Genomic DNA, 24,551 nt, shown 5'->3' with positions numbered 1-24,551 from the left:
GGATGGATCCCCCTGGCGGAAATGCTGCGCCGCAGCCATGGAAGTGCGGCGTGAACCGCTAGAATAGCCGTCTCTTCCGGTACCCGCAGTACGGCAACCATGGCTGTCAGCACGTTCGACGTTTTCAAGATCGGCATTGGCCCGAGCTCCTCACACACCGTCGGGCCGATGAAGGCTGCCGAGCGATTCATCCACCGCTGGCTGCTCGATCCGGGCCGTCTGCACGAGGTCGCACGCATCCGTGCCGATGTCTACGGCTCGCTGGCGCTGACCGGCCGCGGCCACGGCACCGACAAGGCGATCCTGCTGGGTCTGGAAGGCCAGCGGCCGAACCTGATCGACCCGGACATCATTCCGGCCACGCTGGAGCGCATCCGCAGCAGCAAGCGCATCCAGCTGATGGGCCAGCACGAGATCGCCTTCGACGAGAAGCGCGACCTCGGCATGAACAAGCGCCAGAAGCTGCCGTACCACACCAACGGCATGCGCTTCACCGCGTACAACGCCGAGGACGAAGTGATCGCCACCCGCGATTACTACTCCGTCGGCGGCGGCTTCGTGGTCAACCAGGACGACGCGGCCGATGACCGCATCGTGCCCGACGAAACCCCGCTGCCCTACCCGTTCAAGAGCGGCGACGAGCTGCTGGCGCAGACCGCGCGCAGCGGCCTGAGCATTGCCCAGCTGATGTTCGAGAACGAGAAGTGCTGGCGCAGCGAAGACGAGATCCGCGCCAACCTGCGCGAGATCTGGAGTGCCATGCAGTCGTGCGTGGCGCGTGGCATCCGCGAGGAAGGCGTGCTGCCGGGTGGCCTGAAGGTTGGCCGCCGTGCACCGGCGCTGTACCGCGAGCTGTCGTCGAAGCCGGAAGCGGCAATGCGCGACCCACTGACCACGCTGGACTGGGTCAACCTGTACGCGCTGGCGGTGAACGAAGAGAACGCCGCCGGTGGCCGCGTGGTGACCGCGCCGACCAATGGTGCCGCCGGCGTATTGCCGGCGGTGCTGCATTACTTCGACCGCTTCTGCCCCGGCGCCAACGAGCAGCGTGTGTTCGACTTCCTGCTGACCTCGGCAGCGATCGGCATCCTGTACAAGGAAAACGCCTCGATCTCCGGAGCCGAAGTCGGCTGCCAGGGCGAAGTGGGCGTGGCCTGCTCGATGGCGGCGGGCGGCCTGGTCGCGGCGCTGGGTGGCAATCCCAGCCAGATCGAGAATGCCGCGGAAATCGGCATGGAACACAACCTCGGCCTGACCTGTGACCCGATCGGTGGCCTGGTGCAGATCCCCTGCATCGAACGCAATGCGATGGGCGCAGTGAAGGCGATCAATGCTTCGCGCATGGCGATGCGTGGCGACGGCAAGCACAAGGTATCGCTGGACAAGGTGATCAAGACCATGCGCGATACCGGCCGCGACATGCAGGACAAGTACAAGGAAACCAGTCGCGGTGGGCTGGCGGTGAACGTCATCGAGTGTTGAGTTTGACCGGGCCCGGCGCGATGGCGTCGGGTCGCAGGTCGAATCTGCCCGGTCGGACGACACCATCACTGCGTTGCGGTTAGGCTCGGGGCTCCCCCTGCCCAGGACCGCCCCATGCGTGTGATCGCCGCCGCCCTGCTTGCCTGCCTGCCGCTGCCTGCCCTGGCCGCGCCCACTTACGGGCCGCGGCTGGAGGGTTTCGACTACGGCTATCCGGTGAAGACCTTCGCGCTGGAGTCGCAGCGGCAGCCGCTGGAGATGGCCTACCTGGACATCGCGCCGAAGAAGGCGCCCATCGGCGTGGTGGTGCTGCTGCACGGCAAGAACTTCTGTGCCGCCACCTGGAAGGAATCGATCAAGCCGCTGGTTGCCGCCGGTTACCGGGTAATTGCCCCGGACCAGGTGGGTTTCTGCAAATCCAGCAAGCCCGAGCGCTACCAGTACAGCTTCGCGCAGCTGGCGGCCAACACCCATGCCCTGCTGCAACAGCTGCAACTGGGTGATGTACCGGTGCACCTGGTCGGTCATTCGATGGGCGGCATGCTGGCGGTGCGCTACGCGCTGATGTTCCCGCAGGACCTGCGCAGCCTGTCGCTGGTCAATCCGATCGGGCTGGAGGACTGGAAGGCGCTGGGTATTCCCTGGCGCAGCGTGGACGCGTGGTACGCCGGCGAAATGAACATCAGCTATGACAGCATCCGCCGCTACCAGCTGGAGGTGTACTACGACGGCCAATGGAAGCCGGCGTATGAACCGTGGGCGCGGATGCAATCGGGCATGTACGAAGGTCCGGGCAAGCAGGCCGTTGCATGGAGCCAGGCGCTGGCCTCGGACATGGTGTTCAACCAGCCGGTGGTCTACGAACTGAAGAACCTGCAGGTGCCGACCACGCTGTTCATCGGCCAGAAGGACCGCACCGCGATCGGTCGTGACCTGGCGCCGCCTGCGGTCAAAGCGACGCTGGGCAATTATCCGGTGCTTGGCAAGGCAGCGGCTGCGGCGATTCCCGGCGCGACGCTGGTCGAGTTCGCCGAACTGGGGCATTCGCCGCAGGTGCAGGACCCGAAGCAGTTCAACAGCGCGTTTTTGAAGGCATTGAAGGCACATTGAGCCGCCCCCCCCCTGTAGAGCCGAGCCCATGCTCGGCTTATCCAGCAGGAGGGGATCCCGCCCGTAGGAGCCGAGCATGGGCTCGGCTCTACACAAGCGATGCGATCAACTTACGATGCGCAGCACGTCATCCAGCAGCGCAGCGGCGGTGACTTCCGCGCCCGCGCCCGGGCCCTGGATCAACAAGGGTTGGCGATGGTAGCGATCGCTGTGGATGGCCACGCGGTTGTCGGTGCCGGCCCCCTGCGCCAGCGGATGATCGGCCGGCAATTCACGCAGGCCCACCTGCGCACCCTTGCCGTCAACACGGCCAACGAAACGCAACACACGGCCGTTGTCGCGTGCCTGCTGCCAACGCGCCTGCAGTGGCGCATCCAACTGCTCCAGTGCAGCCACTGCGTGCTCCAGCGGCAACGCTGCCAGCGCTTCAGGCACCAGTGAATCCACCTGCACCTGCGAGGCATCCAGCGCCAGCCCGCTGCTGCGCGCCAGGATCAGCAGCTTGCGGCGCACGTCCTCGCCGGACAGGTCCAGACGCGGGTCCGGTTCGGTATAACCGGCCGCCAGTGCCTCGCGCACCGCCGCCGAGAACGGCGACTGGCCGTCATAGCGATGGAACAGCCACGCCAGCGAACCGGACAGCACGCCCTCGATGGCATGGATGTGGTCGCCTCCGGCCACCAGCGCACGCAGGCTGCTCAACAGCGGCAGGCCGGCGCCCACCGTCGCGCTGTCGCCATAACGCGCGCCGCTGTCGGCACAGCTTTCCGCAATGGCCTGCGCACGAGCCAGCTGCGCACCACGGCCCAGCTTGTTGGCGGTCACCACGTGCACGCCGCGCGCCAGCCACTGCACATGGCGCGCGGCGACGTCTTCGCTGGCAGTTGCGTCGACCACCACATCACCACGCTCCAGTCCTTCGGCGCTGGCCCACGGCGGCGAGCTGAGGCCGTCACGCGGTGCGCGCCGTGCCAGCTCCAGCGGCAACGCCAGATCGCGGTCGATCGCCAGCGCGGTGCGCGAATTGGCCAGCCACTGCACACTGGGCAGTTCCAGCCCACGCGCCTGCAACGCCTGGTAGCGCTGCACGAAGGCCGACCCTACCGTGCCGGTGCCAAGCAGCGCCAGTCGTCCCACACCAAGCGCGGGAATTTCAGCGGCGAGCGCGCTCATGCGTCCACCACCTGTTTGCGGCGCGCGGCTGCATCGATCACGGCTTCGGCGCGCTGCAATGCGGCACCGAGATCGGCCAGCAGGTCACGCTCGGCCTCGATGCCGACCGACAGGCGCAGCAGCCCTTCGCTGATGCCGGCGGCGGAACGCGCTTCGGCGGTCATCGCCGCATGGGTCATGGTGGCCGGATGCGCGATCAGGCTTTCGACGCCGCCCAGCGATTCGGCCAGGGTGAAACAGCGCAGGCCATCGACGAAGGCACGCACTGCGGCATGCGGATCATCACCTTCGCACGCGGCCAGTTCGAACGACAGCATCGCGCCGAAACCACTCTGCTGGCGGGCGGCGATGGCGTGGCCCGGGTGGTCGGCCAGGCCAGGATAATAGACGCGGCCGACCGCCGGATGCTGGTCCAGCAGGGCAACGATCGACGTGGTGTTCTCCTGGTGCACGCGCAGGCGCGCATCCAGCGTGCGCAGGCCGCGCAGGGTCAGGAAGGCGTCGAACGGGGAACCGGTCAGGCCCAGCGCGTTGCCCCACCACACCAGCTGATCGTGCAATGCCGGATCGCGCGCGACCACCGCACCGCCCACCACATCGCTGTGGCCATTGATGTACTTGGTGGTGGAATGCAGCACAAGGTCCGCACCGAACGACAGCGGCTGCTGCAGGGCCGGCGAGAGGAAGGTGTTGTCGACCACCACGAGCGCACCGGCCTTGTGCGCGGCATCGATGACGAAGCGCAGGTCGGTGATGCGCAGCAGCGGGTTGGACGGCGTTTCCACCAGCACCAGCTTCGGCTGGGTGGCCAGCGCCTGCGCCAGTGCACGCGGATCGGTCAGGTCGGCGGTGACCAGCTCGAAGTGGCCCTTCTTCGCCAGCGCATTGAACAGGCGCCAGCTGCCACCGTACGCATCGTGCGGCACGACCAGAGTATCGCCCGGCTGCAGCAGCGCGTTGAGCACCAGGTTGATCGCGCCCATGCCGGTCGCAGTGATGACGCCACCGGCGCCGCCCTCCAGTTCCGCCAGCGCTTCACCCAGCAGGTCACGCGTGGGGTTGCCGCTGCGCGTGTAGTCATACTGCCGCTTGTTGCCGAAGCCTTCGAAGCTGAAATTCGACGACAGCACGATCGGCGGCGTGACCGCCCCATGCGCGGTGTCACGATCGATGCCGGCGCGGACGGCGGCGGTGGTGCGACTACAGGACGGCTCGTTGGCGTGCAGGCTCATGCGGACTCTCCAGAAGTGCGGAAGGCGGTGGCGAGGATCGCGTCGATGCGATCGGTTTCTTTGAGGAAGGCGTCGTGGCCGTAGGGCGAGCGCAGTACGCGCAGGCTGCCGCGCGGGCCCAGCCCTTCGACCAGGCCGACCAGGTCGGCCAGCGGCACCAGGCGGTCGCCCTCCACGGCTACCACCACGGTGGGCGGCAGGATCGCGGCAGGGTCGACGCGATGCAGATCGATCGATTCGGACAGGCGCAGGTAGGCGGTCACCGGCGTGCGCGCGACATACTGCGCGCCGGCAGCGTCAAGATAGTCTTCGGCGGCGACGCGCACGCGGCCATTGATCACTTCCGGTGCGGCGTCGAAGCGCTCGCCAAACTCTTCCGGCGTGCGGTAGCTGAGCATGGCGAACTGCCGGGCCAGGGCCAGGCCGTGGTCTTCGCCGCACTGCAGCTGGCCCAGCGCGACCGCGCGGCGCTGCAATGCGCGCCAGGCGGCGGCATATGGGTGTGGGCGGTGCGCACCACTGGCCAGCACCAGCTGGCGCACGCGGGCGCGATGCCGGATCGCGAACTGCTGGCCGACCAGCGCGCCATACGAATAGCCAACGAAGGCCTTCAGCGTGCGGATGCCGAGATGGTCCAGCAGCAGCGCCAAGGCATCGGCCTGGTCGGCGGTATCGATCAGCACATCCAGTGCACCGTCGGCGCCGATGAAGTCGAAGGCCAGCACGCGCAGCTGCTGCGGATCCAGCGCGCGGCCGCTGCCCACCAGGTCTTCGGCCCAGCCCTTCTCGCTGAACTGCGTGTTGGACGCCACGTGGCGATGGGCAGAAATGCCGCCGGCCAGCACCACCACCGGTGCAGTGGCCGGACCGACCCACTCATAGCGCAGGCGCACCGGGCTGGGGCCGGCGTGGCGCATCGACAGCACCGCGGCGAACTCACCGCGCTCGGCATGCACGCGGTCTTCGACCGGCACGCTGACGGGGACAAAGGGTTCGGGGCGAAGGGCGGTACTGGCGGCGAAGCTCATGGCGGGATCCGGTTGGGGAATCGGCCATCGAGCCTTCGCGGGCCCGCGTTCGAGATGCACGTGCGGTGCATGGTTCGAACCATCTTTCGGTGGACGCCACGGGTCCCCGCAGGATTTGGCACCTACGCAGACGCTTTCGCATCCGCGGGCTGCCCCGGCTTCAAAGGGCCTGTCCCTCTGCCGGTCTCGATGGTGGGGCCACGATGCCAGCCCTTTCGGGCAGTGTCAATCCCTTCATGCGGATAAAGCGATGAATATTTTCCAACTCCACTCTGCGAGCGCCGTCGCGCCCGTCCCGTTCAGGATCAAGTACAGTCCCGGCGGTCCTTTTCACTGGAAACGCCGATGCCGCGCCTGCCCCTGTCCTGCCTGCTGTTGGCTCTGCTGACGAGCGCGACTGCACACGCCGGCGACTGGCGCCAGGGCTGGGGACTGATTCCCCCCTCCGGCCCAGCCACCCGCGCAGGCAGTGTCGAGGGCGCCACCCCCATGGCCCAGCTGCGCCTGCAGCCGGTCGGCACGCAATGGCAGGCCCGGATCGACAATGGGCTGGCAGGACCGCTGCAGATCCAGCTGCGCGCTGCACCCGGACACCAGGTCGAAGGCCTCCCGGTCGAGTCGCTGATCCAGGGCGACAGCAGCCTGGTGGTCGGTCACCTGCCCGCCCCGCTCAATGGCCGCGCGCTGGACCTGCGCCTGCATTCGGTGCCGGGCAATCCAGCCGCACAGGCCGAGGATGTCGCCTACCGCCTGCCGTTCGATGCGACCCGTCCGCGCGTGGACCAGGCGCCACAGGGGCGGTTCAGCCACGATGACGAGGAGAACCGCGACGCGGTCGACTTCGCGCTGCCGGAGGGCACGCTGGTACTGGCCGCGCGCGAGGGCACGGTGATGCAGATCCAGGATGGCTTCCGTGGCAACGGCCAGGACCGCGAACGCGATGCTGGCCGCGCCAACTTCATCCGCGTGCTGCACAGCGACGGCAGCATGGCGCTGTACGGCCACCTGCAGGCCGGTGGCATGCGCGTGCGTCGCGGCCAGGCAGTGGGCGCCGGGCAGCCGATCGGCCTGTCCGGCAACAGTGGCTACAGCAGCGCGCCGCACCTCCACTTCGTGGTGCAGGTCAACCGCGGCATGGGCCTGCGCTCGGTGCCGGCACGCATCTTCACCGAGCAGGGCCAGCTGCAGTTCGCCCGCCAGGGCGAGGCCGAGGGCGGCATCGGGCGCTGACCGGCCCCGGCCGGTATAATCGGGCGCTTATCTCTTTGAAAAGCGCCCCGGGCGGGCGCCACTGCCATGTCCGAAGTCGCCAACGAAGCGTCGCGTCGCCGCACCTTCGCCATCATTTCCCACCCTGACGCCGGCAAGACCACGCTGACCGAAAAGCTGCTGCTGTTCGGAGGCGCGATCCAGATGGCCGGTTCGGTGAAGGGCCGCAAGGCTGCCCGCCACGCTACCTCCGACTGGATGGCGCTGGAAAAGGAGCGCGGCATCTCCGTCACCTCCTCGGTGATGCAGTTCCCGTACGAAGGCAAGATCGTCAACCTGCTCGACACCCCCGGCCACGCCGACTTCGGCGAGGACACCTACCGCGTGCTGACCGCGGTGGACTCGGCGCTGATGGTGATCGACGTGGCCAAGGGCGTGGAAGAGCGCACCATCAAGCTGATGGAAGTCTGCCGCCTGCGCGACACCCCCATCATGACCTTCATCAACAAGCTCGACCGCGAGGGCAAGGACCCGATCGAACTGCTGGATGAAGTGGAAACCGTGCTGGGCATCCAGTGCGCGCCGGTCACCTGGCCGATCGGCATGGGGCAGCGCCTGAAGGGCGTGGTCCACCTGCTGACCGGCGAAGTGCACCTGTACGAGCCGGGCCGCAACTTCACCCGCCAGGATTCGACCATCTTCCCGTCCATCGATGCCCCCGGCCTGGCCGAGAAGATCGGTGCACAGATGCTGGCCGACCTGCGCGACGAACTGGAACTGGTGCAGGGCGCCAGCCATCCGTTCGACCTGGACGCCTACCGCGCCGGCAAGCAGACCCCGGTGTTCTTCGGCTCGGGCGTGAACAACTTCGGCGTGCAACCGCTGCTGGACTTCTTCGTCGAGCATGCGCCGTCCCCGCAGGCACGCTCCACCACCGGCCGCGAGATCGCCCCGGAAGAGAACAAGCTGACCGGCTTCGTGTTCAAGATCCAGGCCAACATGGACCCGCAACACCGTGACCGCGTCGCGTTCATGCGCGTCTGCTCGGGCCGTTTCAGCGCCGGCATGAAGACCTTCCACGTACGCACCGGCAAGGAAATGAAGCTGGCCAACGCGCTGACCTTCATGGCCAGCGACCGCGAGATTGCCGCCGAAGCCTGGCCGGGCGATGTGATCGGCATCCACAACCACGGCACCATTTCCATCGGCGATACCTTCACCGAAGGCGAAGCGGTCACCTTCACCGGCATCCCCAACTTCGCGCCGGAACTGTTCCGGCGCGCACGCCTGCGTGATCCGCTCAAGCTCAAGCAGCTGCAGAAGGGCCTGGCCCAGCTGTCCGAGGAAGGCGCGACCCAGTTCTTCCGCCCGCTCACCAGCAACGACCTGATCCTGGGTGCGGTGGGTGTGCTGCAGTTCGACGTCGCCGCCTACCGACTGAAGGACGAGTACGGCGTGGAAGCCACCTTCGAGCCGGTCAGCGTGACCACCGCGCGTTGGGTCCACTGCAGCAACGAGAAGAAGCTTGAAGAGTTCCGCGAGAAGAACGCGCTGAACCTGGCACTGGATGCGGCCGGACACCTGGTCTACCTGGCACCGACCCGGGTCAACCTGCAGCTGGCGCAGGAACGCTCGCCGGATGTGCGCTTCTCGGCCACCCGCGAAGCGGCGCATACGGTTTCGGTGGGCTGATGCCAAGGGGTCGGATCCCTTTCCGCAGGAAAGGGCTCTGACCCAGCCGTCGCGGGCGGTTCATCCACGCATCGCGTGGATCTACCGATCACGGGTTCATCGGCGCAATGCAGGGATTCACCCACCATACGGTGACGGGCGTGCACATGTCGCCCATCGCGGCGATGATAGGGGGACGCGGGTCCCCCTCCCCGTGACCGATGCCCACGCCCATGTCCACGACGTCCATTGCTTCGATCCGTGAAGAAATCGCCAGCGCCCTGACCCATGGTCTGGGCGCGGTGTTCGCCCTGGCCGCCAGCGCGGTGTTGATCACCCTGGCTGCGATCTACGGCGACGGCTGGCAGCTGGCCAGCGCGATCGTCTTCGGTATCGCGCTGTTGCTGCTGTACACCGCCTCCACCCTGTACCACGCCATCCAGCATCCGGTCGCCAAGGGCCGGTTGAAGGTGTTCGACCACTGCGCGATCTATGTGCTGATCGCGGGCACCTACACCCCGTTCACCCTGATCGGCCTGCGCGGCCCGTGGGGCTGGGGCCTGTTCACCGCGATCTGGGCGCTGGCGCTGGGCGGCGTGGTGTTCAAGCTGTTCTACACCGGCCGCTTCAAGGTGCTCTCCACGGTGATCTACATCGCCATGGGCTGGCTGGTGGTGGTGGCGATCAAGCCGATGTGGGCCTCGATCGACGGCGGCACCCTCACCTGGCTGTTCGCCGGCGGCCTGTCGTACACGCTGGGGACCTACTTCTACCACCGTGAATCGATCCCGTACTCGCACGCGATCTGGCACCTGTTCGTGATCGGTGGCAGTGTCTGCCACTTCGTCGCGGTCACCATGCAGGTGCTGTAAACGGCCGCGCGCGGGCCGCGTGTGCACACCATGCACATGGACGCTTCGCGCCCTGTCCACGAAGAGGAGGCAACCATGGCAGCGTGAATGCTGCCGCCTCCCCTGCCGCAAAGCGCACGACCCGCTGGCGCCTCCGCCGCCCCGGCCCACGAGGCCGGCGCTGGCTTACGATCCTGATCTTCCTGCTGGCAGCGATCCTGCTCCTGATCGCGTTGTGGGACTGGAACTGGTTCAAGGGACCGGTGGAGCGCGCGGTGCAGGCCCGCACCGGCCGTGTGCTGCACATCGGGAACCTTGATGTCGACCTCGGCCGCACCAGTACCATCCGCGCCGATGCGATCACCTTCGCCAATGCAAGCTGGGCAAAGCAGCCTGACATGGCCAGCGCCGACCGCGTCGAGATCGACGTGCGGGTCTGGCCCCTGCTGCGCGGCAGCGTGCAGCTGCCCGAAGTGCGCCTGACCCGGCCGGACGTGCTGCTGGAAACCGCTCCGCGCAAGGGCGACCCGGGCAACTGGGATTTCCTCGGTGGCAGCACCGGCGGGACCAGTCCGCAGCTCAAACGGCTGCGCATCGACGATGGGCGCCTGCAGTTCCTCGATGCGCTCGGCCGCACTGATATCCGCGTGGACATGCGCAGCGGCCAGCCGAAACAGGCCGACGCTGCGCCACCGCTGCTGGTACAGGGCAAGGGACACTGGCAGGGCAATCCATTCATCCTGCGTGGTGGCACCGAATCACCGCTTGAGCTGACCGACAGCGACCACCCGTTCCGCATCCATCTTGATGGCCGGGCAGGCGCCACCCACGCGGTGGCCAGTGGCACGCTGACCAATCCCTTCCAGCTGCGGGTGTTCGATCTGCAGTTCGCGCTCAGCGGCCAGGACCTGGCCGACCTCTACCCGCTGCTCGGCATTGCCATTCCGCCGTCGCCCCCTTATGCGTTGAACGGCCGGCTCAAGCGTGACCACAACATCTGGCGCTACAACGCCTTCACCGGCAAGGTCGGCGACAGTGATCTCGGCGGCAACCTGCAGTTCGAAGTGGGCGGCACGCGCCCGAAGCTGACGGCCACGCTGGAATCCAAACGGCTGGATTTCGATGACCTCGCCGGCTTCGTCGGTGCCCCACCAAAGACCGGCGGCGGCGAAACCGCCAACGCAGAACAGAAGGCCGAGGCCGCACGGGTGGCTGCCCGTGCACGCGTGCTGCCCGACACGCCCTACAACCTCGGCAAACTGCGCGCGATGGATGCCGACGTGCGCTGGAAGGCCCATCGCATCAACGCGCCGTCATTGCCGCTGGACGACATGGACGCGCACCTGTTGCTGGATGACGGCGTGCTGCGGCTGGACCCGCTGAACTTCGGCGTCGCCGGTGGCGACATCCGCAGCACCATTCGCATGGACGCGCGTCGTCCGCAGATCAGCACCGCGCTGAAGGCCAGCGTGCGCGGCGTGCAGCTGGGCCAGTTGTTCCCGGACGCGAAACTGGCTGAACAGGCCAAAGGCGGCATCGGCGGCGAAGTGGACCTGAGCGGCCGCGGCAACTCGATCGCCGCCATGCTCGGCAGCAGCAATGGCAAGGTCGGCCTGGCGATGGGCCGTGGCCATGTCGGCAATTTGGTAATGGAACTGGCCGGCCTGGACATCACCGAGTCGCTGAAATTCCTGGTGACCGGCGACAAGCAGATTCCCCTGCGCTGCGCCTTCGCCGACTTCGGCGTGCGCGAAGGCCTGATGACCAGCCAGGCGCTGGCGGTGGACACCACCGATACGATCCTCATCGGCGAAGGCACGGTCAGCCTGCGCGACGAGACCCTGGACCTGCTGCTGAAACCGCGCCCCAAGGACAAGAGCATCCTGGTACTGCGCTCACCGTTGCACATCGCCGGCACCTTCAAGGATCCGTCATTCCGCCCGGACTTCAAGGCGTTGGGTATTCGTGGCGCCGTGGCATTGGCGCTGGGCAGCATTGCCCCGCCGGCGGCATTGCTGGCAACGATCGAGCTGGGGCCGGGGAAGGATGCTGACTGCGGTGGGCAGTATGCGAAGTAGGGTTACAGCGTTGTTCGCGGCGCCTCTTTTTCCGCGCATAGAGCCGGAGCAAGGCGACAGGCAGGACACGCCGTAAATACGTCCCTGTAGGCTCGGTCGGCGCATCCATGCGCCTCACGGTCCTGCCTGCCGCCTTGCTCCGGCTCCGGACAGTCTCCCGCGCGCGCGGAACGAGAGCGGAAATTCAAAGTCAAAAGAAAAAAGCACAGTCAAAAGCTGTTACCAACCAAGGTTGGCAGCTACCAAGGGCGAGGCACCGCGCATGTACGCACCGCGCTCGCAGAAATGTGTCCAGAGGCGGAGGGTGCGGCTGGGCAGGACCGTTGGCGCCATGGATGGCGCCATCGAGCCCCCATGGATGGGTTTACGGCGTGTCCTGCCCAGCCGCACCCTTCGCCTCCCAACGTATCAGGAAGGCGCTGCTCTCAGCTCTGGCTCTGGCTTCAAAAAGCGGGCCGGCGGGCCGCAGGCCCGCCAGCGAACACCTCACCCCGCCACGATGTACTGCTGCAGCTGGTCCAGCTCGCGCCGCTGCGCATCGATCACCGACTTCACCAGGTCGCCGATGGAAATCACCCCCAGCACCTGCGCGCCCTCCACCACCGGCAGATGGCGGATGCGGTAGTCGGTCACCAGCTGCAGGCAATGCTCCACCTGTTCGCCCGGCGAGACCGTCACCACCTTCGCCGTCATGATCTCGGCCACCGCCGTATCCCGCGACGAACGATCACGCAGCACGATCTTGCGTGCGTAATCGCGCTCGGACAGGATGCCGACCAACCGCGGCCCGTCCATCACCAGCACCGCACCGATGCCCTTCTCCGCCATCAACCGGATCGCATCGATCACCGCCGCCTCCGGCGCGACCGCATGTACTTCAGGAGACTTGCCGTCCAACAGTTGCCGTACCGTCGTCATCTGCCTGCCCTCCGAGGGTGGGTTGCAGTGCCGAGTCTGCCACGGCGGATGCTAGCCACGCGTCAACCAGGTACAGCGGCCGCTGCTTGGACTCTTCGTACAGCCGTCCCAGGTACTCACCGATCAGGCCCAGCGCAATCAACTGCACCCCGCCCAGGAACAGGATCACCGCCATCATCGTCGGCCAGCCCGCCACCCGGTCGCCATACAGCGCCGCCTTCACGATCACCCATACGCCGAAGACGAAGGCCACCGCTGCCGTTGCCAGTCCCAGGTAGGTCGCCGCCCGCAGCGGCACGGTGGAAAAGCCGGTAATGCCCTCCAGCGCGAAGTTCCACAGCCGCCACAGACTGAACTTGCTGGTGCCGGCCACTCGCGCGTGACGGTGATAGGGCACCGCGATCCGCTTGAAACCGACCCAGCTGAAAAGCCCCTTCATGAAACGGTGGCGCTCGCGCATCTCGCGCAGCGCACTCAACGCACGCGGCGACAGCAGGCGGAAATCACCGGTATCGGCCGGGATCGGCGTGCGCGACAGGCGCCCCATCACCCGGTAGAACACCGCCGCCGTGGCACGCTTGATCCAGGCCTCACCATCGCGGGCCATGCGCGTGCCGTAGACGTTGTCAAGGCCCTCGCGCCAGCGCGCGACGAATTCCGGTACCAGCTCCGGCGGATCCTGGCCGTCGGCGTCAAGGATCATCGCCGCTCCGTCGCGCACCAGGTCCAAGCCGGCGGTCAGCGCGGCTTCCTTGCCGAAGTTGCGCGAGAGCTTCAGCGCGGACACCCGCGCATCGGACTGGGCCAGGCGGGCGATCACTTCCCAGGTGCTGTCATGGCTGCCGTCATCCACATAGAGGATGTGGCCTTCGATATCGGGCATGCCGTCCAGCACGGCACACAACCGCGGATGCAGCAACGGCAGTGCCAGGGCCTCGTTGTAGGCGGCGATGACAAAGGTAAGCCGTTCGCGGGTCATGCCCCGATTGTACGTTGCCGCCGCCCGCAGATCAGGCGTCGTGGGCCCTCATTCTTCCGACAGGTACGCGGCCCCGCCCAGCTGCCGTGCCTGCCGCTGGATCCACGCCGCGCGCCGCTGTACGTACGGCCCTGGTTTTGCCGCGTTGTAGCGCCGCGGTGCCGGCAGCACCGCCGCCAGCCGCGCGCTCTCGGCCGGGCTCAAGCGCGCCGCGTCCTTGCCCCAGAACGTCTGCGCCGCTGCTTGCGCCCCGTACACGCCATCACCGAACTCGGCGATGTTGGCGTACATCTCAAGGATGCGCTCCTTCGGCCACAGCGCTTCGATCAGCACCGTGTACCAGACCTCCAGGCCCTTGCGGATCCAGCTGCGGCCCTGCCAGAGGAACAGGTTCTTGGCCACCTGCTGGCTGATCGTGCTGGCGCCACGCAGGCGCCCGCCCTTGGCATTGTGGTCGCGGGCCTTTTCGATGGCCTGCAGGTCGAAGCCGTTGTGTTCGGGGAAGCGCTGGTCTTCGGCCGCCACCAGCGAGATCGGCAGGCTCGGGGCCATCTGGTCCAGGTCGCGCCACTGGTAATGCAGGCGATACGACCAGTCAGCCTCGCCCAGCGCCTCGCCATAGCGCCACAGCATGACCGTGGACACCGGAGGATCGATGAACCGCAGCACCAGCACCTGCAGGCAGCTGAAGGCCGCCAGCAGCACCGGCAGCCACAGCAGCTGTTTCCAGCGCCAGCGCCTGCGGCGCGGGACGTCCGCCCCGGCCTCCACCTTGTGCTGCTCTCCCCCTGCCCCCATTACTGGTGCATCCTTCTTCTGTCTGGTTGTCGGCGCATTATCCGGCAACCGCCCTCGTTTACGCGCGATATGAGCCGATGACCGCCAACTCCGATTCCCTGATCCGCTTCCTGCTCCCCGACGCTGGCGTCCGTGGTGTCCATGTGCGCCTGCAGGCCACCTGGCAGGAAATCCTGTCCCACGCCGCGTACCCGGATACGGCCGCCGAACTGCTCGGCGAGGCCTGCGTGGCCTCGGCGCTGTTCACCGGCCACACCAAGATCGATGGCCGCCTCTCGATCCAGCTGCGCAGCAGCACCGCCCTGCGCACCCTGTTCGCTGAATGCACCGCCGCAGGCACCCTGCGCGGTATTGCCCAGCTCAGCGAAGGCGCCGACGCGCCGCGCGACCTGTCCAGCCTGGGCGACGACGCCCTGCTCGCGATCACCATCGAAAACCCTGGCCTGGACCCGCGCGAGCCGCAGCGCTACCAGAGCCTGGTCGCGCTGACAGCGCCGGAGCTGGACGAAGCCTTCGAGGATTACTTCCGCCAGTCCGAGCAGCTGCCGACCCGCCTGCTGCTCGCGGCCGACCGCAACGGGGCCGCCGGCCTGCTGCTGCAGAAGCTGCCGGGCGACGAGGGCGACGAAGATGGTTGGGCGCGCGCCAGCGCTTTGTTCGAAACCCTGGGCAAGGCCGAGCTGCTGGCCACCCCGGCCGAGCAGCTGCTGCACCGCCTGTTCCACGAGGAGAAGCCGGCGCTGATGGGCGAGAAGCCGCTGTCCTTCGCCTGCTCCTGCTCCCGTGAACGGGTCGCGTCGATGCTGCAGTCGCTGGGCGAGGACGAGGCGCGTGCCGCGGCCGCGGACACCGGCGCCGTCGAGGTCCGTTGCGAATTCTGCGGGCGCGAGTATCACTTTCCTTTGACGGAGTTCGGCATACTGTTCCACGGTGCCGAGGGGACTGTACCGGCGCCTGAGCGGCTTCAGTAAACGGCTTGTCTTGCATCTGGGGGGATCAAGGCTTGTTAAGAATTCATAAACACCCTAGGATCAAGTTCCCGTATCTTCGGGAACTTCCGTTGTTCGTCCCTGTCTGAACTGGTCCGATGCGTACCTTCCTGCGTCTACCGCTGGCTCTGATGATCGCCCTTGGCGCGATCACGGGCGTGCATGCGCAGAGCAAGGACACCCGGACCGTGCTGCCGGTGTGGAACAAGGGCAGCGGCAAGGTCGAAGCCCTGCTGTACCTGGAGCCCACCGGCGAACAGGCGGCTGGCGCTCGCTGGCACTTCGGCCGTAATTCGCTGGATGCGGCCTTCGGCCTGTCGTCGGGCGATTCGCTGGGCCTGCTCTGCAACAGCAGCAGTGGAACCAGCATGAGCGGCCTGGCCAGTCACTGCATGCTGGCCAGCCTCGGCGACGAAGATGACCTCAACAGCCGCCGCTTCAGCGGCACCGCCGCGCTGAACCGCGGCAACAGTCGTCTGGGCATCACGGCCGGTAGCGGCCGTGAAACCCTGCCGGCATGGCTGGCAGGCCCCAACAAGACGCCGTCATTGCGCGCCGAGCAGAATGATCTGACCGTGTTCGCGCAGAAGAACATCGGCCGCGAAGGCTTCGTTTCCATCGCTGGTACCTATGCCAAGGCCCGCCTGGTTCCGCTGGCCGACGCTTCGCCGGCCCTGGTCGACCGCTGGGACAGCAAGAGCCTGAGCATCGGTGCCGGCTACGGCAACTTCACCGGCAGCATCATCGGTCGCGTCGTCGACGTACCGGGCAAGCCTGGCAAGTGGGAAGGCCTGGGAATCGGCCTGACCTGGCGTACCCCTTGGTCCGGCCAGCTCACCGTGGGCGCGGAGAACGTGATCAGCCGCGGCAAGAATCCGTTCTCGCCGCGCAATGAAAGCAATGACGACGGCACTGTGCCGTATGTGCGTTACGAACAGGATCTCTGATCCCACCGCACGGTTCTTCCTGCAGTGACTTCTCACGGGCGCCGAAAGGCGCCCGTTGCGTATGCGTGATCGCGATACACGCATCGCGCTTTTCGGCGAGTCGGATACCGTGCAGTTCAGTTCGACATGCTGCGATACACGCCAGCGAGCACATTTTTTCATCACTCTGCGCTAACAAACGAGACGAAACTGGCTCGAATGCAACTCAAGTCTTTGATTTTGCGAATTAATTTCAATTTTCACCAAAATCATAGATTTGATTAACACAGCTTTAATTCTTGGCGAACGCCCGCTACTATCGGTTCAGCCCTCGCGATTTGGGAGCGCTTTTCGCTCCCCCGCCGGGCACTAACCCAGCCAAGATTTCTTGGAGAGAGAGAGCCAATGAATTTCCAGTCCAACAAGCTGCGCGACGCCGTTCTGGTCGCGCTCGTTGCCGGTGTGGCATCCACTGCCACCGCCCAGGCCCAGGAAGCGACCAACCTTGACCGCATCTCGGTCACCGGTTCGCGCATCAAGAGCACCGACATCGAAACCTCGCAGCCGGTGCTCAGCCTGACCCGCGCCGACATCGAAAAGCAGGGCGTGACCTCGGTCGCCGACATCCTGCAGCGCGTCGCCGCCAACGGTGCCGCCCTGAACCGTACGTTCAACAACGGCGGTGACGGTTCGGCCGGCGTCAGCCTGCGCAACCTCGGCGCCGAGCGCACCCTGGTGCTGGTCAACGGCCGCCGCTGGACCACTGGTCTGGACGGCAGCGTCGACCTGAACACCATTCCGACTGCGATGATCGAGCGCATCGACATCCTGAAGGACGGCGCCTCGACCATCTACGGTTCGGACGCCATCGCCGGCGTGGTGAACATCATCACCAAGCAGAACTTCGACGGTGCTGAAGTCAACGCCTACAAGGGTCAGTACAGCGCCGGCGACGGCCAGCGTGAAGCATATGACTTCACCCTGGGTACCGTGACCGACCGCGCCTCGATCACCGTCGGCGCGTCCTACGTCAACGAAAAGTCCGTGATGGCCGGCGATCGCAAGATCTCCGCCGGTGGCCCGCCGTTCTTCAGTGGCCAGAGCGCAACCGGCATCCCGGGCAGCTATGTGCGCAACGGCAACCAGTACGTCATCATCAATGGCGTTGAAACCCCGTTCGATGCCAACGTCCACGGCTACAACACTGCACCGGACAACTACCTGCTGACCCCGAACGAGCGCACCTCGCTGTTCGTGCTGGGTTCGTACAACGTGACTGACAACATCACCTTCCGTACCGAGGCGATGTACAACGAGCGCAAGTCCGAGCAGCTGTTGGCATCCATGCCGGTGACCGGCCAGCGTCTGAGCGCGGGCAGCATGTACAACCCGTATGGCGTCGACCTGACGGGCGTCAATCGTCGCTTCAATGAATCCGGTGGTCGTTCGTTCAACCAGAACGTCAAGAACTGGCACTTCTACGGTGGCTTCGAAGGCTTCTTCGAATTTGCCGATCGCAACTTCGACTGGGACGTTGGCTATCGCTACGACAAGACCGACCAGAACGACCTGACCTACGGCCTGTTCAACAGGCAGCGTCTGGCCGAGGCCTATGGCCCGTCGGCTCTGCGCGACGGCAAGCCGGTCTGCTTGAATTCGGCGGGCGCCGTCATTGCCGGCTGTGTGCCGATCAATCCGCTGGGTGGACTGGGCTCCATCTCGCAGGAAGCTCTGGACTACACCTCGTTCACCGCTCACGATTCGGCGAGCCTGGTGTCGAAGGGCTACTACGCCAACATCTCCGGTGAGATCGTGCAGCTGCCGGCCGGTGCGCTGGGCTTCGCTGCCGGTTACGAGTACCGCAAGGAAACCGGTCAGTTTGATCCGGACGCCTTCATTGCCTCGGGTCTGAGCACCGGCAACGGTGCGGCACCGACCAAGGGCGGCTACGATCTGAACGAGTTCTTCGTGGAACTGTCGATCCCGGTGCTGGCGGACCTGCCGGGCGCCAAGCTGCTGGACTTCAGCGTGGCATCGCGCTACTCCGACTACAGCAACTTCGGCAACACCACCAACAACAAGTTCGGCTTCCGCTGGAAGCCGATCGACGACCTGATGATCCGCGGTAACTACTCCGAGGGCTTCCGCGCGCCGAGCATCAACAACCTGTATCGCGGCGATACAGACTCCTTCGAGACCTACATCGATCCCTGCTCGTCCAACGCTGGCCTCCGTACCGGTGCGGTTGCCGCCCAGTGTGCCGCACAGGGCGTTCCGGCCAACTTCGTTCAGCCGGGCGCCGGTGCAGGCCGCAAGCAGACGGTTGTGCCGTTCACCTGGCAGGCCAACCCGAACCTGAAGCCCGAAACCTCGACCAGCAAGACGCTGGGCCTGGTGTGGAGCCCGAGCTTCGTCACCGGCCTGAACGTCACTCTGGACTGGTGGCAGATCAAGGTGGAAGACGCCATCACCCGTCCGGCGATCCAGGACATCATGAGCTACTGCTACGGCGGCACCCCGCAGCAGCAGGCAGCCTACTGCGGCCTGATCACGCGTGATCCGAACTACGGCACCGTCAACCAGCGCTACACCATCACCAACGTCAACATGCCGCTGCAGAACCTGGCATCGTACAAGGTGGAAGGTTGGGATCTGGGCCTGGCCTACCGCCTGCCGGAGACCTCGTTCGGTCAGTTCACCATCAGCTGGGACAGCACCTATCTGTCCAAGTGGGACACCAAGTCGACCCAGGACTCGCCGGTTGAAGGCCGTCAGGGCCGTTACCGCGACCAGGATCCGTACTGGCGCATCCGCTCCAACCTGTATGTGGATTGGAGCTACGGTGATTTCGGTGTGAACTGGGGCCTGCGCTACAAGTCCGGCATGCGTGAAGAGTGCCCGTTCGATCCGGCCCAGGATCCGGAGACCTTCCCGTTCTGCTCCGACGGTGCGAAGGGCGAGAACCACATCGCGTCGACCACTTACCACGACATCCAGGTCCGCTACAACACCCCGTGGAAGGGCACCATCATGCTGGGTCTGAACAACGCGTTCGACAAGGATCCGCCGGTGTCCTACTCGGTCCGTGCCAACATGTTCGACCCGCAGTACGACCTGCCGGGCCGCTACATGTACATGCAGTACAAGCAGAAGTTCTGATCGATCCACTGATCGGCTGACGCAGCAACGGCCCCGCAAGGGGCCGTTGTTTTTTGTGCCTTCCAGGCGGCGGCAGCACCAACGGAAAAGGCCGCGGCATTGCCGCGGCCTTTCTGTACTCAACACAGCAACAACGCTCAACCGTTCGGAATCAGCGTCTCGATCAGGTGCTCGACGTAGGCTTCGAAATCCTCGCGCGCCTGCTTGGGTTGCTGCAACTGCAGCGACAACTGCAGGAAGCCGACATAGGCGGCGTAGGCGAGGCGTGCACGGTGGCGCGCATCGGTCGAGCTGAGCCCGGCCTGGCGGAACGAGGCGATCAGATAGTCGAGGCGGCGCTGCGACACCCGGTCGATCACCGGGCGCACCATCGGGTGGTCCAGCGCCTTCAGCAGCTCGCTGTAGATGATGTGCGGCTGCACTTCATGCGCCACCATCTGGAACAGCTGGCGCAGCCGCACACGCGGGTCCGGTACGTCTTCCAGACTGCCGAACACCTGTTCCTGTTCGAACAGTTCCCAGCGTTCCAGTGCGGCCTGCAGCAAGGCGTCACGCGAGGGGAAATGCCAATAGAAACTGCCCTTGGTCACGCCGAGTCGCCGCGCCAGCGGTTCCACCGCAACGGCGCCTACGCCTTGTTCAGCAATCAGGTCGAGGGCCGCCTGGGCCCAGTCTTCGGCACTCAGGCGGCTGTTGCGGCCGGCGCGCGGTTCGCCGGCGGAAGCGTCAGGTTGATTCATGGGCTGATTTAACCATACGCCGGGGTTCGTTGCAGTACGCCGTTGCGGGCGAAACCGTCAAAGGGCTCTCCTGCAGGCCTGTCGCACTGCACCATACGATGCAGTATTGACTTCCCACCCAAGCGATCCATACTAGCAAGTATGGTTACGTCCCCTACTCCCGCTGCGTTCCATGATCTGCGCCTGGAGGCTGCCCATGGCGCGCGCCTTGCAGCGACCGCCAGCGACCATGGCCGGCGCGGCCGGGTGCTTTTCGCGCATGGCTTCGGCCAGACCCGTCATGCCTGGATCGCCACCGCCCGCGCGTTGTCCGCGGCGGGTCTGCAGACCCTGGCCTACGACGCGCGCGGCCACGGCGACTCGGACTGGAATGCCGCCGACCTGCCGTATCACGGCGAACAGTTCGCCGATGACCTGATCGTACTGGCCGGCGAGCAACCGCGCCCGCCGATGCTGGTCGCGGCCTCGATGGGCGGCCTGTTCGGCCTGCTGGCCGAATCGCGCTGGCCTGGCCTGTTCTCGGCAATGGTGCTGGTCGACATCACCCCGCGCTGGGATACCGCCGGTGTCGAACGCATCCTGGCCTTCATGACCGCCCATCCTGACGGCTTCGCCTCGCTGACCCAGGCCGCCGATGTGATCTCGGCCTACATGCCGCACCGTCCGCGCAAATCCGAGCAGTCGCTGCGCGCACTGCTGCGCGAGGACGGCCACGGCCGCTGGCGTTGGCACTGGGACCCGCGTCTGGTGGCCGAACTGGCCCGCGACAGCGAGCAGCACCAGGATGCGCTGGCCGAGGCCGCACGCCAGGTGAAGTGCCCGCTGCTGCTGGTCAGCGGCGGCCGCAGCGACCTGGTCACGCCACAGACCGTGGCCGAATTCCTGGCGTTGGCGCCGCACGCGCGCCATGTACAGCTGCCGCAGGCCACGCACATGGTCGCCGGCGATGACAACGACGCCTTTACCGCTACTGTGTTGGACTATCTGGACGTGTTGCCCGCAGCGGATGCTGCAGCTTCGTCCGCCACAAACGAGCACGTCACCGGAGCACGCTCATGAGCATCGTTCTTCCCTTCCTCGCCCTGCTGCTGGCAGGCGCGTTCGTCGCCTACCACCGCATGCGGCTGGTTACCTGGACGCTGATCAGCGTGGCGCTGCTGGCCGCCTGCTGGTTCATCCCCTACGTCAACCAGACCGCCACGATCGTTGCGGCCGCTGTGTTGGCCGTCATCGCCGTGCCGCTGCTGCTGCCGTTCATCCGCAAGCCGCTGCTGACCGGCCCGATGATGAAGGTGTTCCGCAAGGTGCTGCCGCCGCTGTCGCAGACCGAGCGCATCGCGCTGGAAACCGGCTCGGTTGGCTTCGAGGGCGAACTGTTCACCGGTGATCCGGACTGGAACATCCTGCTCAACTACCCCAAGCCGCAGCTGACCGCCGAAGAACAGGCCTTCCTCGATGGCCCGGTCGAAGAGCTGTGCACGATGGTCAACGACTGGGAAATCACCCACGTCCATGCGGACCTGCCGCCGGAACTGTGGGCCTTCATCAAGAAGAACAAGTTCTTCGGCATGATCATCCCGAAGGAATATGGCGGCCTGGGCTTCTCTGCGCTGGCCCACCACAAGGTGATCCAGAAGCTGGCCTCGGTGTCCTCGGTGGTCAGCTCGACCGTCGGCGTGCCCAACTCGCTGGGCCCGGGTGAACTGCTGGTGCATTACGGCACCCAGGAACAGAAGGATCAGTACCTGCCGCGCCTGGCCGATGGCCGCGAAGTGCCCTGCTTCGGCCTGACGGGTCCGTTCGCCGGTTCCGACGCCACCTCCATTCCGGACTACGGCATCGTCTGCAAGGGCGAGTGGAACGGCGAGCAGGTGCTCGGCGTCAAGCTGACCTTCGACAAGCGCTACATCACCCTGGCCCCGGTCGCTTCACTGATCGGCCTGGCCTTCCGCATGTACGACCCGGATGGCCTGATCGGCGATACCCGCGACATCGGCATCACCCTGGGCCTGCTGCCGCGCGACACCGCCGGTGTTGAAATCGGCCGTCGCCACTTCCCGCTGAACTCGACCTTCCAGAACGGTCCGATCCGCGGCAAGGACGTGTTCATTCCGCTGACCCAGCTGATCGGTGGCGCGGCCATGGCCGGCAAGGGCTGGAACATGCTCAACGAGTGCCTGGCCGTGGGCCGCTCGATCACCCTGCCGTCCACCGCCAGTGGCGGTGCCAAGGCCGGTGCCGCCGTGACCGGTGCCTATGCACGCATCCGCAAGCAGTTCGGCCTGTCGGTCGGCCGCTTCGAAGGCGTGGAGGAAGCGCTGGCCCGCATCGGTGGCAAGGCCTACAAGATCAGCGCACTTTCGCAGGCCACCGCTGCTGCGGTGGACCGCGGTGACGTGCCGTCGGTGCCGTCCGCCATTGCCAAGTACCACTGCACCAACATGAGCCGTGAAGTGATCTCGGACATGATGGACGTGATCGGCGGCAAGGGCATCATCCTGGGCCCGCGCAACTTCGCCGGTCGTAGCTGGCAGGCTGCACCGATCGCGATCACCGTGGAAGGCGCCAACATCATGACCCGCAGCCTGCTGATCTTCGGCCAGGGTGCGATCCTCTGCCACCCCTGGGTGCTGAAGGAAATGAAGGCCGCGCAGGATCCGGACACCCGTGCCGGCCTGCAGGACTTCGACCGCAGCCTGTTCGGCCACATCCGCTACGGCATCTCCAATGCCGTGCGTTCGTTCTGGTTCGGCCTGACCGGTGCGCGCTTCGGTGCCGCCCCGGGCGACGCCTATACCCGCCGCTACTTCCGCAAGCTGGACCGTTACTCGGCCAACCTGGCGCTGATGGCCGACATCTCGATGATGACCCTCGGCGGCAAGCTGAAGTTCAAGGAGTCGCTGTCCGGCCGCCTGGGCGACGTGCTGAGCCATGTCTACATGACCAGCGCCATGCTCAAGCGCTATCACGACGAAGGCGCACCGCAGGCCGACCAGCCGCTGCTGGCCTGGGCCTTCCATGACAGCGTGCACAAGATCGAAGAGTCGCTGTCGGCCGCACTGCGCAACTTCCCGATCCGCCCGATCGGCTGGCTGATGTGGGCGCTGATCTTCCCGCTGGGCCGTCGTGCCGAGGCCCCGGGCGACCGCCTGAGCCGCCGCGTCGCCGCCCTGCTGATGGCGCCGAATGAAGCCCGCGACCGCCTGGCCAGCGGCGTGTTCCTGACCCCGTGCGAGAACAACCCGGGTGGCCGCATCAACAGCTACCTGAGCAAGGCGATCATGGCCGAGCCGGTGGAGCGCAAGTTCCTGAAGGCACTGAAGAGCAAGGGCATTGAAGCGCTGGACTTCAACAGCCAGTTGGACGAAGCCGTGGCCGAAGGCGTGATTACCCAGGACGAGCGCAGCCTGCTGGAAGAGCTGCGTACGCTGACGCTGGATACCATCACCGTGGACGACTTCGACACCCACGAACTGCGCGCGGCCAGCTACTACGACCGCCAGCACAAGGACCCGCATTCGCAGGCGGCCTGATCGCCCGCGACACGCGTTGCCTCGACGGCGGGCCTCGGCCCGCCGTCGCTTTATCCGCCGACCGGAATCCTCCTCATGTCCACGCCCCTGCTCTCGCTCTACAACCGCCTGCAGCGCTGGCCCGCCGGCACTTGGCTGTTCTCACGCGCGGTGTGTTTCAAGGCGCCCTACTTCGCCAGCATCGCGCCATGCATCACCCGCCTGGAACACGGCCGCTGCGAAGGCACGCTGGCCGACCGCCGCAAGGTGCGCAACCACATCGGTACGGTGCACGCGATCGCGATGTGCAACCTGGCCGAACTGACCGCCGGGCTGATGGTCGATGCATCACTGCCGAAGGGAATGCGCTGGATTCCGAAGGGGATGCAGGTGCAGTACCTGGCTAAGGCGCGTGGCACGCTGCAGGCGGTGGCGCTGCCGGCGCAGCCGATCGTGGTCGCGGCCGAGGGCTATGCGCTGCCGGTGACGGTGAGTGTGCGCGACCGCGCGGGGACGGAGGTGTTCAGCGCGGTGATCGACATGTGGATGTCGCCGGCGAAGTAGTGTTCCCGCGAACGGCGCAGCCCCTCGTGGGTGCGTCGCGAAACGCGGTTTATCGGCTGGGCCGGAGGGGTGGGGCCGGGCGGGGACGCCGCAAGTACGTCCGTGTAGGCTTAGCCGCGCCATCCATGGCGA

General features: G+C 66.1%; 19 protein-coding genes and 1 riboswitch. Of the genes, 12 read left to right on the top strand and 7 right to left on the bottom strand.

Features of this window, described 5'->3' with window-relative positions; all coding sequences use genetic code 11:
• Positions 1 to 99: 99 nt before the first annotated feature.
• Positions 100 to 1,482 (top strand): L-serine ammonia-lyase, encoded by a 1,383-nt coding sequence (locus HLA98_RS20535; protein WP_024956918.1) that lies wholly within the window; start codon positions 100 to 102, stop codon positions 1,480 to 1,482.
• 114 nt (positions 1,483 to 1,596) lie between these two features.
• Positions 1,597 to 2,592, top strand: a complete 996-nt coding sequence (locus HLA98_RS20530) for an alpha/beta fold hydrolase (protein WP_057502022.1) — start codon at positions 1,597 to 1,599, stop codon at positions 2,590 to 2,592.
• 105 nt (positions 2,593 to 2,697) lie between these two features.
• Here HLA98_RS20530 and HLA98_RS20525 read toward each other — a convergent pair whose 3' ends face one another.
• Genes HLA98_RS20525 through metX form a run of 3 tightly spaced genes read right to left on the bottom strand, consistent with a single transcriptional unit; the run spans position 2,698 to position 6,025 of the window.
• Positions 2,698 to 3,765: a homoserine dehydrogenase family protein gene (locus HLA98_RS20525; protein WP_057502021.1), complete on the bottom strand. Its 1,068-nt coding sequence runs from the start codon at positions 3,763 to 3,765 to the stop codon at positions 2,698 to 2,700.
• Positions 3,762 to 4,997, bottom strand: a complete 1,236-nt coding sequence (locus HLA98_RS20520) for an O-succinylhomoserine (thiol)-lyase (protein ID WP_057502020.1) — start codon at positions 4,995 to 4,997, stop codon at positions 3,762 to 3,764. The genes HLA98_RS20525 and HLA98_RS20520 overlap by 4 nt, the downstream gene beginning before the upstream one ends.
• Positions 4,994 to 6,025, bottom strand: coding sequence for a homoserine O-succinyltransferase MetX (gene metX, locus HLA98_RS20515; protein WP_057502019.1), 1,032 nt, complete (start codon positions 6,023 to 6,025; stop codon positions 4,994 to 4,996). The genes HLA98_RS20520 and metX overlap by 4 nt, the downstream gene beginning before the upstream one ends.
• A 76-nt stretch (positions 6,026 to 6,101) precedes the next feature.
• Positions 6,102 to 6,221: riboswitch (SAM riboswitch) on the bottom strand.
• Between the two features lie 149 nt (positions 6,222 to 6,370).
• Here metX and HLA98_RS20510 point away from each other — a divergent pair.
• The 4 genes from HLA98_RS20510 to HLA98_RS20495 all read left to right on the top strand — a co-directional run bounded on the left by HLA98_RS20510 (position 6,371) and on the right by HLA98_RS20495 (position 11,834).
• Positions 6,371 to 7,255: a M23 family metallopeptidase gene (locus HLA98_RS20510; RefSeq protein WP_057502018.1), complete on the top strand. Its 885-nt coding sequence runs from the start codon at positions 6,371 to 6,373 to the stop codon at positions 7,253 to 7,255.
• Between the two features lie 66 nt (positions 7,256 to 7,321).
• A complete protein-coding gene (locus HLA98_RS20505; RefSeq protein WP_014038155.1) occupies positions 7,322 to 8,926 on the top strand; it encodes a peptide chain release factor 3 in 1,605 nt (534 codons plus the stop codon).
• Positions 8,927 to 9,138: 212 nt separating this feature from the next.
• Positions 9,139 to 9,777: a PAQR family membrane homeostasis protein TrhA gene (gene trhA / locus HLA98_RS20500; protein WP_005410682.1), complete on the top strand. Its 639-nt coding sequence runs from the start codon at positions 9,139 to 9,141 to the stop codon at positions 9,775 to 9,777.
• 83 nt (positions 9,778 to 9,860) lie between these two features.
• Positions 9,861 to 11,834, top strand: a complete 1,974-nt coding sequence (locus tag HLA98_RS20495) for an AsmA family protein (protein WP_057501854.1) — start codon at positions 9,861 to 9,863, stop codon at positions 11,832 to 11,834.
• A 486-nt stretch (positions 11,835 to 12,320) separates the two neighbouring features.
• Here the strand turns inward: HLA98_RS20495 and HLA98_RS20490 are convergent, their stop codons facing one another.
• Genes HLA98_RS20490 through mtgA form a run of 3 tightly spaced genes read right to left on the bottom strand, consistent with a single transcriptional unit; the run spans position 12,321 to position 14,529 of the window.
• A complete protein-coding gene (locus tag HLA98_RS20490) occupies positions 12,321 to 12,752 on the bottom strand; it encodes a CBS domain-containing protein (RefSeq protein ID WP_057501853.1) in 432 nt (143 codons plus the stop codon).
• Positions 12,712 to 13,731 carry a glycosyltransferase family 2 protein gene (locus HLA98_RS20485; RefSeq protein ID WP_057501852.1) on the bottom strand — a complete coding sequence of 340 codons (1,020 nt, stop codon included), beginning with the start codon at positions 13,729 to 13,731 and terminating at the stop codon, positions 12,712 to 12,714. Before HLA98_RS20485 ends, HLA98_RS20490 begins: the two co-directional genes overlap by 41 nt.
• A gap of 48 nt (positions 13,732 to 13,779) precedes the next feature.
• On the bottom strand, positions 13,780 to 14,529 hold the full coding sequence (mtgA, locus tag HLA98_RS20480) for a monofunctional biosynthetic peptidoglycan transglycosylase (RefSeq protein WP_057501851.1): 750 nt from the start codon (positions 14,527 to 14,529) through the stop codon (positions 13,780 to 13,782).
• Positions 14,530 to 14,606: 77 nt separating this feature from the next.
• Between mtgA and hslO the strand changes: the two genes are divergently transcribed.
• The 3 genes from hslO (at position 14,607) to HLA98_RS20465 (ending at position 19,603) form a co-directional block, all read left to right on the top strand.
• Positions 14,607 to 15,500: an Hsp33 family molecular chaperone HslO gene (gene hslO, locus HLA98_RS20475; RefSeq protein ID WP_049445377.1), complete on the top strand. Its 894-nt coding sequence runs from the start codon at positions 14,607 to 14,609 to the stop codon at positions 15,498 to 15,500.
• A 116-nt stretch (positions 15,501 to 15,616) separates the two neighbouring features.
• On the top strand, positions 15,617 to 16,465 hold the full coding sequence (locus HLA98_RS20470; protein ID WP_057501850.1) for an XOO1806 family protein: 849 nt from the start codon (positions 15,617 to 15,619) through the stop codon (positions 16,463 to 16,465).
• Positions 16,466 to 16,849: 384 nt separating this feature from the next.
• Positions 16,850 to 19,603 carry a TonB-dependent receptor plug domain-containing protein gene (locus tag HLA98_RS20465; protein WP_049445382.1) on the top strand — a complete coding sequence of 918 codons (2,754 nt, stop codon included), beginning with the start codon at positions 16,850 to 16,852 and terminating at the stop codon, positions 19,601 to 19,603.
• 137 nt (positions 19,604 to 19,740) lie between these two features.
• On the opposite strand, the gene HLA98_RS20460 is transcribed toward HLA98_RS20465, so the two are convergent.
• Positions 19,741 to 20,343 carry a TetR/AcrR family transcriptional regulator gene (locus tag HLA98_RS20460; protein WP_006464233.1) on the bottom strand — a complete coding sequence of 201 codons (603 nt, stop codon included), beginning with the start codon at positions 20,341 to 20,343 and terminating at the stop codon, positions 19,741 to 19,743.
• A 141-nt stretch (positions 20,344 to 20,484) separates the two neighbouring features.
• Here HLA98_RS20460 and HLA98_RS20455 point away from each other — a divergent pair, with 141 nt between their 5' ends.
• The 3 genes from HLA98_RS20455 (at position 20,485) to HLA98_RS20445 (ending at position 24,419) form a co-directional block, all read left to right on the top strand.
• The gene (locus HLA98_RS20455; protein WP_057501849.1) at positions 20,485 to 21,402 is read left to right on the top strand and encodes an alpha/beta fold hydrolase; all 918 of its coding nucleotides are present in this window, start codon (positions 20,485 to 20,487) and stop codon (positions 21,400 to 21,402) included.
• The gene (locus tag HLA98_RS20450; protein ID WP_057501848.1) at positions 21,399 to 23,876 is read left to right on the top strand and encodes an acyl-CoA dehydrogenase; all 2,478 of its coding nucleotides are present in this window, start codon (positions 21,399 to 21,401) and stop codon (positions 23,874 to 23,876) included. The genes HLA98_RS20455 and HLA98_RS20450 overlap by 4 nt, the downstream gene beginning before the upstream one ends.
• A gap of 75 nt (positions 23,877 to 23,951) precedes the next feature.
• A complete protein-coding gene (locus tag HLA98_RS20445) occupies positions 23,952 to 24,419 on the top strand; it encodes a hotdog fold domain-containing protein (protein WP_057501847.1) in 468 nt (155 codons plus the stop codon).
• Positions 24,420 to 24,551: the final 132 nt, after the last annotated feature.

The organism is Stenotrophomonas africana, from assembly GCF_013004645.1.
GTDB classification, from domain to species: domain Bacteria; phylum Pseudomonadota; class Gammaproteobacteria; order Xanthomonadales; family Xanthomonadaceae; genus Stenotrophomonas; species Stenotrophomonas africana.
Note: the sequence above shows the minus strand (reverse complement) of the source record. Positions and strands in the feature narration are given on the sequence as shown.

Excerpts from the sequence above, each read along its gene's own strand:
- HLA98_RS20445 (WP_057501847.1), top strand. The coding sequence starts at position 23,952 with ATGTCCACGCCCCTGCTCTCGCTCTACAACCGCCTGCAGCGCTGGCCC.
- trhA (WP_005410682.1), top strand. The coding sequence starts at position 9,139 with ATGTCCACGACGTCCATTGCTTCGATCCGTGAAGAAATCGCCAGCGCC.
- HLA98_RS20505 (WP_014038155.1), top strand. The coding sequence starts at position 7,322 with ATGTCCGAAGTCGCCAACGAAGCGTCGCGTCGCCGCACCTTCGCCATC.
- HLA98_RS20510 (WP_057502018.1), top strand. The coding sequence starts at position 6,371 with ATGCCGCGCCTGCCCCTGTCCTGCCTGCTGTTGGCTCTGCTGACGAGC.
- HLA98_RS20530 (WP_057502022.1), top strand. The coding sequence starts at position 1,597 with ATGCGTGTGATCGCCGCCGCCCTGCTTGCCTGCCTGCCGCTGCCTGCC.
- metX (WP_057502019.1), bottom strand. The coding sequence starts at position 6,025 with ATGAGCTTCGCCGCCAGTACCGCCCTTCGCCCCGAACCCTTTGTCCCC.
- hslO (WP_049445377.1), top strand. The coding sequence starts at position 14,607 with ATGACCGCCAACTCCGATTCCCTGATCCGCTTCCTGCTCCCCGACGCT.
- HLA98_RS20490 (WP_057501853.1), bottom strand. The coding sequence starts at position 12,752 with ATGACGACGGTACGGCAACTGTTGGACGGCAAGTCTCCTGAAGTACAT.
- HLA98_RS20520 (WP_057502020.1), bottom strand. The coding sequence starts at position 4,997 with ATGAGCCTGCACGCCAACGAGCCGTCCTGTAGTCGCACCACCGCCGCC.
- HLA98_RS20525 (WP_057502021.1), bottom strand. The coding sequence starts at position 3,765 with ATGAGCGCGCTCGCCGCTGAAATTCCCGCGCTTGGTGTGGGACGACTG.
- HLA98_RS20455 (WP_057501849.1), top strand. The coding sequence starts at position 20,485 with ATGGTTACGTCCCCTACTCCCGCTGCGTTCCATGATCTGCGCCTGGAG.
- HLA98_RS20465 (WP_049445382.1), top strand. The coding sequence starts at position 16,850 with ATGAATTTCCAGTCCAACAAGCTGCGCGACGCCGTTCTGGTCGCGCTC.
- HLA98_RS20535 (WP_024956918.1), top strand. The coding sequence starts at position 100 with ATGGCTGTCAGCACGTTCGACGTTTTCAAGATCGGCATTGGCCCGAGC.
- HLA98_RS20470 (WP_057501850.1), top strand. The coding sequence starts at position 15,617 with ATGCGTACCTTCCTGCGTCTACCGCTGGCTCTGATGATCGCCCTTGGC.
- HLA98_RS20460 (WP_006464233.1), bottom strand. The coding sequence starts at position 20,343 with ATGAATCAACCTGACGCTTCCGCCGGCGAACCGCGCGCCGGCCGCAAC.
- HLA98_RS20450 (WP_057501848.1), top strand. The coding sequence starts at position 21,399 with ATGAGCATCGTTCTTCCCTTCCTCGCCCTGCTGCTGGCAGGCGCGTTC.
- mtgA (WP_057501851.1), bottom strand. The coding sequence starts at position 14,529 with ATGGGGGCAGGGGGAGAGCAGCACAAGGTGGAGGCCGGGGCGGACGTC.
- HLA98_RS20485 (WP_057501852.1), bottom strand. The coding sequence starts at position 13,731 with ATGACCCGCGAACGGCTTACCTTTGTCATCGCCGCCTACAACGAGGCC.